The 8,569-nt window shown below is 38.9% G+C and carries 9 protein-coding genes; 6 read left to right on the top strand and 3 right to left on the bottom strand.

All coding sequences use genetic code 11. The annotated features are described in order from the left end of the window. Window positions 1-145 precede the first annotated feature (145 nt). Window positions 146-1,303 (bottom strand): serine hydrolase domain-containing protein, encoded by a 1,158-nt coding sequence (locus ACT3RM_RS16110; protein WP_441993334.1) that lies wholly within the window; start codon window positions 1,301-1,303, stop codon window positions 146-148. A 109-nt stretch (window positions 1,304-1,412) separates the two neighbouring features. Here ACT3RM_RS16110 and ACT3RM_RS16105 point away from each other — a divergent pair, with 109 nt between their 5' ends. The 6 genes from ACT3RM_RS16105 to ACT3RM_RS16080 all read left to right on the top strand — a co-directional run bounded on the left by ACT3RM_RS16105 (window position 1,413) and on the right by ACT3RM_RS16080 (window position 7,202). Further along, entirely contained in the window at window positions 1,413-2,222 is an 810-nt protein-coding gene (locus ACT3RM_RS16105; protein ID WP_441836025.1) for a hypothetical protein, read from the top strand. A 135-nt stretch (window positions 2,223-2,357) separates the two neighbouring features. Continuing rightward, window positions 2,358-3,212 carry a MipA/OmpV family protein gene (locus tag ACT3RM_RS16100; RefSeq protein ID WP_441836024.1) on the top strand — a complete coding sequence of 285 codons (855 nt, stop codon included), beginning with the start codon at window positions 2,358-2,360 and terminating at the stop codon, window positions 3,210-3,212. Next, on the top strand, window positions 3,202-3,588 hold the full coding sequence (locus tag ACT3RM_RS16095; RefSeq protein WP_441836023.1) for a DUF3019 domain-containing protein: 387 nt from the start codon (window positions 3,202-3,204) through the stop codon (window positions 3,586-3,588). The genes ACT3RM_RS16100 and ACT3RM_RS16095 overlap by 11 nt, the downstream gene beginning before the upstream one ends. Window positions 3,589-3,606: 18 nt before the next feature. Next, the gene (locus tag ACT3RM_RS16090; RefSeq protein WP_441836022.1) at window positions 3,607-4,311 is read left to right on the top strand and encodes a response regulator; all 705 of its coding nucleotides are present in this window, start codon (window positions 3,607-3,609) and stop codon (window positions 4,309-4,311) included. Between the two features lie 34 nt (window positions 4,312-4,345). Next, complete coding sequence (locus ACT3RM_RS16085) at window positions 4,346-5,638, top strand: ATP-binding protein (RefSeq protein ID WP_441836021.1); 1,293 nt, start codon at window positions 4,346-4,348, stop codon at window positions 5,636-5,638. Between the two features lie 214 nt (window positions 5,639-5,852). Further along, entirely contained in the window at window positions 5,853-7,202 is a 1,350-nt protein-coding gene (locus ACT3RM_RS16080; protein ID WP_441836020.1) for a sodium-dependent transporter, read from the top strand. Window positions 7,203-7,224: 22 nt separating this feature from the next. Here ACT3RM_RS16080 and ACT3RM_RS16075 read toward each other — a convergent pair whose 3' ends face one another. Both ACT3RM_RS16075 and ACT3RM_RS16070 read right to left on the bottom strand, forming a co-directional pair. Continuing rightward, complete coding sequence (locus ACT3RM_RS16075) at window positions 7,225-7,680, bottom strand: GNAT family N-acetyltransferase (protein ID WP_441836019.1); 456 nt, start codon at window positions 7,678-7,680, stop codon at window positions 7,225-7,227. A gap of 58 nt (window positions 7,681-7,738) precedes the next feature. After that, window positions 7,739-8,482 carry a sporulation protein gene (locus ACT3RM_RS16070; protein WP_441836018.1) on the bottom strand — a complete coding sequence of 248 codons (744 nt, stop codon included), beginning with the start codon at window positions 8,480-8,482 and terminating at the stop codon, window positions 7,739-7,741. Window positions 8,483-8,569 lie beyond the last annotated feature (87 nt).

Genomic DNA, 8,569 nt, shown 5'->3' with positions numbered 1-8,569 from the left:
AAGCCAGCGCCATAGCTGGCTTGTTTGTGTCTATAATTTATTTGATAAACGACCATTTTTTGTCCTTTCAGCCGCTGTACTTATGCCTCGTTGCAACGACAATAAATTAAAGAACAAACTGAAAATAAATATATTATATTTCACTTCAATTATTATTATTTGCCAGCACGACATGCTTGTAATCAAGCACGCGGTTAATAAATTCAGTGGTAAGCTCATTAATTAAACCTGTTTCAGCATTTAAAATCAGGCTAAAGCCAATATTTAAATGCGGCAAAATTACTAAGTCACTGCGATACCCTTGAACCCAACCACTATGATAATACATTGTTTCATTATCATAATTATAAACACGCCAGCCTAAGCCATAATAGGCATCTTTTACATGCCCACGCCAGACACGCCAGCGCATTTCTTTTTTTGTATGGGTGTAAGGGCGTGTTTGCGCTGCCAATGCATCTTTTGACAATACACTAGGGTAAAGCCCAAGCTGTGCTTTTAACCAAATAGCCATATCGCTGGCGCTTGCGTTAACACCGGCAGCAGGGCCTACTTTGTAGTAATTTGCCTTTAAGCGCGCGGTGTGCCAACGCTTACGCCCTTTGACATGAGGTAGAGCATAATTTTCATCAGCGACCATAGCATCATACCCTAAGCTCGCATCTTGCATTTGTAAGGGCGCAAAAATAAACTCATTCAGCCAGGTTTTATAATTCATATTAGTACTTTTGGTGATCACATCATCAATCAAGCTAAACATCACATTTTGATAGCCATAACACTGTCCGGGCTTACAAATAGGTTCAACTGCCAGTAACTTAGCAACGATATCAGGATACTTCATCCGCGACTCAATTAAATTATCGTACGCATTAGGCACCAATCCACTGGAGTGGCTTAAAATATGAAAAACTTTGAGATCATCTTTATAGACAGTATTAGCAAAACCTGGAATATACTTACTAACCGGATCATCTAAGGAAAATTTACCTTGGCTAGCTAGTTTAGCAGTTAGTGACCCTGCGAATGTTTTAGAAACCGACGCTAAACGAAAGCGAGTATGTTCGTTAACCGCCAACCCCTTGCCACGCTTTGTTAATCCCCATCCTTTAGTGAAACTGAAGTCTTTACCATTAACAATGGAAATTGCGGCACCGGGTATTCCTTTACTTGCAAGCTTTCGTTCTAGATAACGATTGTAGTCACTGATAAACGATTGCCAGCCGGGATCGCTGGTCTGAGCAACTATTGAAAAGCTACCGACCAACAATATTAAAAAAAAAGAAAACTTCATATACTTCATATTTTGTTATTTTCATCTTTTTAAGAGGTTTCTTAGTATATAATACCATGAACTTTTATTAGGACTAACGTACAATGTCGGCAACATTGTGTTTTCAAAAGGTTGTAAAGTGTATAATCGTTTTTTCACTATTTGTGCTTTCTCATTGTTTTCAACTGGTTGTGCTGTTTCACCGGAGCCAGCTGCGTTATTAACAATGCCAGAAAAACCGTTATTAAAAAGTAAAACTTACCAAGTAATGTATAAAACTGAGCATAACTCACCCAAAGTTAAGTCGGTACAATTGCCTGCACACCAAATTAAGCGTAATCAAACAGTGTCAATTTCTGCAGATAAAGCCAGTGTTACAGACACCCTATACACACAAATTAGTGACGCGCTAAAAGAAAAAAACCTCAAGGTTATTAAATCTAAGCAAGCAGACTTTACACTTTCAATACATCAGCTTGATTTGAATTTAGTCGAGGATACTGAATACCCTATTTATACACCCGAGAAGCCATTTTCATTATTTTATGAAATTGCCAGTCAATATCCAGCCCAACAATGTGCGACAATTAATGCACAAGTAAGTATGCGCTTAACTCATCGCGCATCTGGTGATGTAGTGTGGTTTGCAAAGTCATCAATAGATAGTGCTAGCTTTCATCGTGAGGCGCTTATTTATGACTTTACCGAAGAAGAGACTATCACCAATGAACTTGAGGTGGCCTCTTTTATTCACCAGCAAAATACTGACCAGGCACGCCTAGCACGCGCAAACAAAACAGTTTCTACACCTAATTACCAGACAATTGCTAAAGTTAGTAATTTAACCAAAGTTCAGGGGCCTTGCGATCGTACAGAAGTCAGTGCTTTAACACCGATGATGCAGTATTATTTAAGTAGTATTTTAATTGATAAAATTAAAGTCCAATAAATAAAACACAACCAAGACATTCGCAGCAAGCACGACTCTTGCTGCTTACTACACTTTTTTACAGATTCTAGTCACCCTTTAACAATATAATATGCTTTACAGCCTTTATTATAATAATAACTCACGGGACTCGGGATGACATTTGTAAGCAGTAAAATAATTAATTTTTTTGTTGTCGTCTTAACCCTCTTTGTGAGTGTGCAATCTTTTGCCAGCAACCGCTATTACGCCGATAATAATTTAGAGCCTTCATCCGGTTTTACTTGGGACTGGAGTGCTGGAGCTGGTTATTATATAGAAGATTCATACTTAATCGGTATGGATTCATATGACGATGGCCTTGAAGTTGATTTAAATTTAGCCCTTTCCTACGATAATTTTTACCTTGATATCGACCAGAGCCAACTCAGTGGCGGTATTGTTATCGGCTACAGTATTATTGATAAATACAACTGGGGATTAGATATCCTTGGTACGAACGTACAAGCTGGTTTTGATGAAAGTGGCTTAACCTTCTATAACGACACGGTTATTGAAGAATTAGTTGGTATTAATAGTCGCCACTATGACTTTGATGTGGGCGTACGCCTCTCTCGACGCTTTGAAAGCGCCCAAGTTTCTTTTGAATATTTACATGACGTTACCGGCGCTCATAATGGCTGGGTGATCAACAGCTTTTTTAGCAAAATTATACCTTGGCGTAACTGGGAATTTCGCACCGGTGTCGGTGTTAGCGCTTACTCAAGCGACTTTATAAATTATTACTTTGGCATTGATTCAACTGAAGCCACTATAAACCGCCCTATTTATCAAACGGATGGCGGTGCCAGCTTAGTATTAGAGTTGCATGGAGAATATCCAATTAATCAGCATTGGGTGTTTTTAGGTGGCTGGCTATCAACCTGGTTTTCTGAGGAAATAAGTAACAGCCCCATTGTTTCACAAGGATATCAACATAAAGCCAAGGTAGGCGTAAGATATGTATTTTAAATGGCTGATAAGCTTATTTTTAATAAGTAATTTAGTGTCGGCTGAACAAGCCCACACCGTCAGTAAAAAACTTACGGCCATACCTGATACCTGTGTTGCGCTGCGCGAAGGACGTAATTGCTACGCTGATGTAACCCTAAGCTGGATGCAGCCCAATACCGGTAATTATTGTTTACGTGATGCAGATACTAAACACATTATGCAGTGCTGGTTAAACCAAGAGCAAGGCGAGTTTAGCTATGCATTTGATTCAGCCCATAGTGTATCTTTTGAGCTAATTAATAGTAATAATGGCAAAACAATAGCAACGACACAAGTACAGCTACAATGGGTATATAAGAACCGTCAAAAAAAACGTCGCTGGCGCTTATTTTAATTTCATTAAGGCAGAATTATGGATAACTACGGCAACATTTTATTAGTTGAAGATGATAGTTCACTCGCACAATGGATTGCTGAATACCTTATTGAAAAAGGTTATAACACCCTTATATGCGCACGCGGAGATGAGGTCGTCAGTATGGTAAAAAACCATAATCCCGCCCTCGTATTGCTTGACGTAATGCTACCAGGGCAAGATGGTATTAGCGTGTGCCGTGAACTCAGGCAGTTTTATCAAGCACCGATTATAATGCTCACCGCGCGCGACGATGAAATGGATGAAGTCATTGGCCTTGAAGTCGGTGCCAGTGACTATATTATGAAACCTATTCGCCCTCGTGCTCTGTTAGCGCGTATTAAAACCGCTCTTCGTCAAAATACCGAACAACCAAGTAACCAGGCTGATGAGAGCACTATCACCGTTGGCTCACTCAAAATAGATACTCTCTCTCGTACCGTATTCGTTAATGAACAAGAGCATAACATTTCCAGTGCAGAATATTTATTACTTCAATACCTAGCTAACAATGCCGGTGAGGTCGTTTCTCGTGACGCGGTTTTTAAAGCCACGAAAGGCCGTGAATATGATGGTTTAGATCGTAGTGTCGATGTCCTTATATCTGCCCTTCGTCGTAAATTTAATGACGACTCCCAACACCCTGAAAAAATAAAAACTATCTGGGGTCGTGGTTATTTATTAGTAGCATCAGCATGGTGAGTTATTATGCACAACAATTTATTGTATTAGCATAATGAAAAAACTTTATTGGTCATTATTAAGTAGCGCATTGCTATCGATTGCAATTTTAGGCTGGCTGATTGATGCCTTTAGCCAACAAACACACACACCAGAGGATGAGTTTTACTTACAAAGTAAATTGTTAACGGGGTTTGCCAAACAAATTGCCAGTAAGCCAGTCAAAGAACGTGCGCAGTTTAGCCAAAGTTTAGCAACAGATTTTAATTTACCTTTGAATTATCGCCTTACCAATTCACTGGCACTACCTGCATCGCTTGTGGCACAAATGTATTCATCAGATGGGATCATTTTAGAAGATCAGCAAGGTTACTACCTACTTTATAGTAATAAGGCACTGGCTGACTACCATTTAAAACTACGTTTAGAAAAGTCCCATAGCCAACCTCAACAAAATGACTTGTTATTAACACTGCTATTTTACACCTGCTTATGTATCTTGATGGGCTTTATTATCAGCCCATTAGCAAAACGATTAAATGTACTTAATAGTGCAGCAAAAAAGTTTGCTAGTGGTGATTTAACCGCGCGTATTCAGGTTTCTCACTTTACCTATATAAAAGATGTTGAACTGACCTTTAATCGTATGGCAAGCCAGATAGAAAAACTTCTTGATGAAAATAAACTAATGGCGTCAAGCTTATCTCATGATATTCGTACCCCTATAGCCTGTTTAAGATTTGGTCTAGATGCAGCGCTTGACAGTCAAGACCATGAGAAAATTCAACACTATTTGTCGCGTATGGAAACAGATTTAGACCAAATGGAATCTATGCTTAAAAGCTACTTAGCTTTTGCCACACTTGAGCAGCGCGCTAACCAATTAACTTATAGTCATAGCGAACTAAAACCTTATATTAATAATTTAGTTCAGCAAGTCACTCCTACGCTTACCAAACAGCAAATAACGCTTGCTATTCAAAATGATGAAGCCATCATCTACGCTGATTTACATTGGTTAGCCCGCGCAATAACAAATTTAATTACTAACGCCAGCGATTTTGCTCATAAGCAAATTTTAGTTACCGCAAAAAACGAGGCGACGACGCTAACTATCACAGTTGAAGATGATGGTCCTGGCATTGATAAAAAAAATTGGCATAAAGTATTTTCACCATTCTTCCAAGAGCAAAGCCATCGTAATCGTGCGCATAAAAGCTTCGGGTTAGGTTTAGCGATTGTCGCAAAAGTAGTCGATTGGCATCATGGCAGTGTAAACGTTAGCCAAAGTAACAGCTTAGGCGGTGCATGTTTTACTTTAAAAATACATAACCCATCAAAGTTTTAACATGTTCGTTACAGTTTACACACTGTAAACCCTATTTTTCTCTATTAAAACAAATGTCTATTAGAAATAGTGCTTACCTTAAGTGCCATTGCTATAACTAAGTTGGATACCTGAAAATGGTTTTTCTCCAATTGAACTAAATAAGCACTTTTTATTTTTTAGCATTTACAGTAGATTATCAGCGCCGTCACAAAATAAAGAAGTCATAATAATTATGAGCGCAGTTAGAGGGGAGTTTAGCTCCCGATTTGGATTTATAATGGCCGCCGCAGGCTCGGCGGTAGGTTTAGGTAATATTTGGGGCTTCCCCACCCAAACAGCCAGTAATGGAGGCGCTGCATTTTTAATTGCCTATTTGATACTTGCTTTTTTCCTAGCGTACCCAGCACTAATGGCCGAGCTTACTATTGGCCGTCACGGCCAAGCCAACGCAGTCACCTCACTTCGAAAGATTTCTAATGCAGGCTGGCAAAAGCACTTTGCATTTATTGTTGGTTTTAGTGGTATTTTGTGTGCCGGTTTTATTTTAAGTTTTTACGCAATTGTGGCCGGCTGGATGATCAGCGCGACGTTAGCGCCTGCGGCAACATTAGTTGGCAGCACTTCAGCTGCAAGCTGGCTAAGTGACCAGTCACTTTCAAGAAACCTTATATTTACCTCAGCCTTTATCATTTTAACTATTGGTATTATCAGTAAAGGGGTAGAAAACGGTATTGAAAAATGGTCAAAGCGTTTAATGCCTGCATTATTAAGTATTTTATCTGCGCTGATCATTTATGTAATGTTTCAAGAAGGCGCTATGATCGGTTTAAAAGCATATTTGGTGCCTGATTTCAGCTCTATTTTTGAACCTGAGTTATTAGTTAGTGCCCTTGGACAAGCATTCTTTTCACTATCACTAGGCACTAGTGTGATGATTATATATGGCTCTTACATTAGTAAAAAAGAAAATTTAGTCTCTCTAGGTGCATACGTCACACTTATCGACGTACTTATTGCATTTGTTGCTGGTCTTTTAATTATTCCAGCCATGTATGTTGCCCAAGCACAAGGAGTAGAAATATTTGCGAACGATGGTTCATTACTTTCTGAGGATACCCTAGTTTTTCAAGTGCTTCCGGCACTATTTGATGGTATGGGTACCGTTGGCTTATTTGTCGGTTTTGCCTTTTTTGCATTAATGAGTATTGCCGCCCTTACCTCTTCTATTTCAATGCTTGAAGCACCCGTATCATATGTTGTTGAACGTTTTGATATAAACCGAATCTATGCAACGTGGATAATTGGCGGCATCATTGCGCTTATCAGCTTCTCGATTGTGTTTAATTTTGATAGCTTGTTTGGCTTAGTGATCACTGTAACAACAAAGTTTACACAGCCATTAATTGGTATGATGTGTTGTATATTTGCCGGCTGGATTTGGTATCGTAATTCGCTACTTAGCGAAATTAAACAAGGTGCACCAGAAGTAGCTAGTGGTTTATTTTGGAAGGTTTGGCCTTGGTATATTAAATTTATTTGCCCTCTGGCAATCGCCTTAGTATTTGTAAACTCTATTTACTAATCTTAATAAAAAAACCATCAACCTAATTAGTTGATGGTTTTTTTAAAATCATATCTTGATGTGCAATTCCATCTTCTAAATACACCTCTCCTTGCAAGTCAAAGCCAAATGAGCGATAAAAATCAAGCAAGTATGTTTGTGCACCAATATAAATATCCTGCTTAGGAAAGTGTGAAAAGCAGCAATCTATAGCCTCTTTCACCAGCTCAAAGCCAATCCCCTTACCGCGCTGCGTTTTTGCAACGAGCACTCTACCAAAAGCACTGTAAGCTTCATTTTTTAAATAGCAGCGCGCATAACTAACCACATTGTCATTTTCAAAACGATACAAATGCATCGTTGCGGGCTCAATATCGGTATCATCTATTTCTGGGTAGGGGCAGTTTTGTTCAACCACAAATACATCAACTCGCTCGCGCATGATACTAAATAACTCATAAGTGGTTAGTTGAGAAAATGGTTTGCTCTGAAAAGTCATAAAATCTTCTTAAAAAACTTAGTCTTGCAAGGCTATTAAAATTATTAATAAGCCTTCGTTAAGCGAATAAGTGCTCTAACTGATCGCATAAATGCGATAAATTCACATGGTCATGCTCTATAGTCAAATCAACGTAGCCATCACCACGAAAAGCACGGTCGATCTCAATTAATACATGGGTTTTATGCGCCTCTGGCACAAACGAGAGTTCTACTTCTTGAATGCCAAACAAACTGCGACTATTAGGTTTATATTCCAACTCTTGATAACAACCTGATACCGAGCTAAAGGTGCTTGCCCGTAAAAAACCTTTTTCAACATCCGCCTTAACTAAATTAAACCCTAGCTTATCCATCGCTTGCATAAACGTATTTACCGCTTCATTAGGGTAAATATGCAAATGATCTTTATCGGTTGGGTCAAGCGCTAAATCAATATCTAAACCCGTTTCAACCCAAACAAACGATTGGTTGTAACCCGCATTAATTTCGGTTATCGGTGTTTCAGAATGAAGGCGCGCTTCAAATGGCACTGTCTTTTGCTGACCAGGCTCGATTGAACCAATATCGGTAATGCGCCACTTATCAATAATGTGGTTAGTAAAATATTCACCGTCTTCATTAGCCACCTTAACACGAGTCATGAGTGCTAAATCTAGACCACTAATTTCTTGGCTTACATCACCAGCTTGAATGACTATTTGCGCGTTAAAAATTTGTCCTGGCTGTAAATGCTCAGTCTCTAGAACTGTATCTACTTTTGCTGCACCAATACCGACTGATGCAAGAATTTTTTTAAACATCTATTTCTCCACAAGTCGTCAGCTTTAAGAATAACTATGTTGCGCCGTACCGACTTAATTTCCTTTGTAATTGCATCTTAACCACAC

The organism is Pseudoalteromonas sp. AOP7-A1-14, assembly GCF_052376275.1.
Taxonomy (GTDB): Bacteria; Pseudomonadota; Gammaproteobacteria; order Enterobacterales; family Alteromonadaceae; genus Pseudoalteromonas.
This window is presented reverse-complemented; position numbering and strand designations above follow the sequence as displayed.

What these genes read in the sequence shown, in the direction of transcription:
- ACT3RM_RS16090 (WP_441836022.1), top strand. Translation starts at nt 3,607, where the DNA reads ATGGATAACTACGGCAACATTTTATTAGTTGAAGATGATAGTTCACTC.
- ACT3RM_RS16095 (WP_441836023.1), top strand. Translation starts at nt 3,202, where the DNA reads ATGTATTTTAAATGGCTGATAAGCTTATTTTTAATAAGTAATTTAGTG.
- ACT3RM_RS16100 (WP_441836024.1), top strand. Translation starts at nt 2,358, where the DNA reads ATGACATTTGTAAGCAGTAAAATAATTAATTTTTTTGTTGTCGTCTTA.
- ACT3RM_RS16075 (WP_441836019.1), bottom strand. Translation starts at nt 7,680, where the DNA reads ATGACTTTTCAGAGCAAACCATTTTCTCAACTAACCACTTATGAGTTA.
- ACT3RM_RS16070 (WP_441836018.1), bottom strand. Translation starts at nt 8,482, where the DNA reads ATGTTTAAAAAAATTCTTGCATCAGTCGGTATTGGTGCAGCAAAAGTA.
- ACT3RM_RS16110 (WP_441993334.1), bottom strand. Translation starts at nt 1,303, where the DNA reads ATGAAGTATATGAAGTTTTCTTTTTTTTTAATATTGTTGGTCGGTAGC.
- ACT3RM_RS16080 (WP_441836020.1), top strand. Translation starts at nt 5,853, where the DNA reads ATGAGCGCAGTTAGAGGGGAGTTTAGCTCCCGATTTGGATTTATAATG.
- ACT3RM_RS16085 (WP_441836021.1), top strand. Translation starts at nt 4,346, where the DNA reads ATGAAAAAACTTTATTGGTCATTATTAAGTAGCGCATTGCTATCGATT.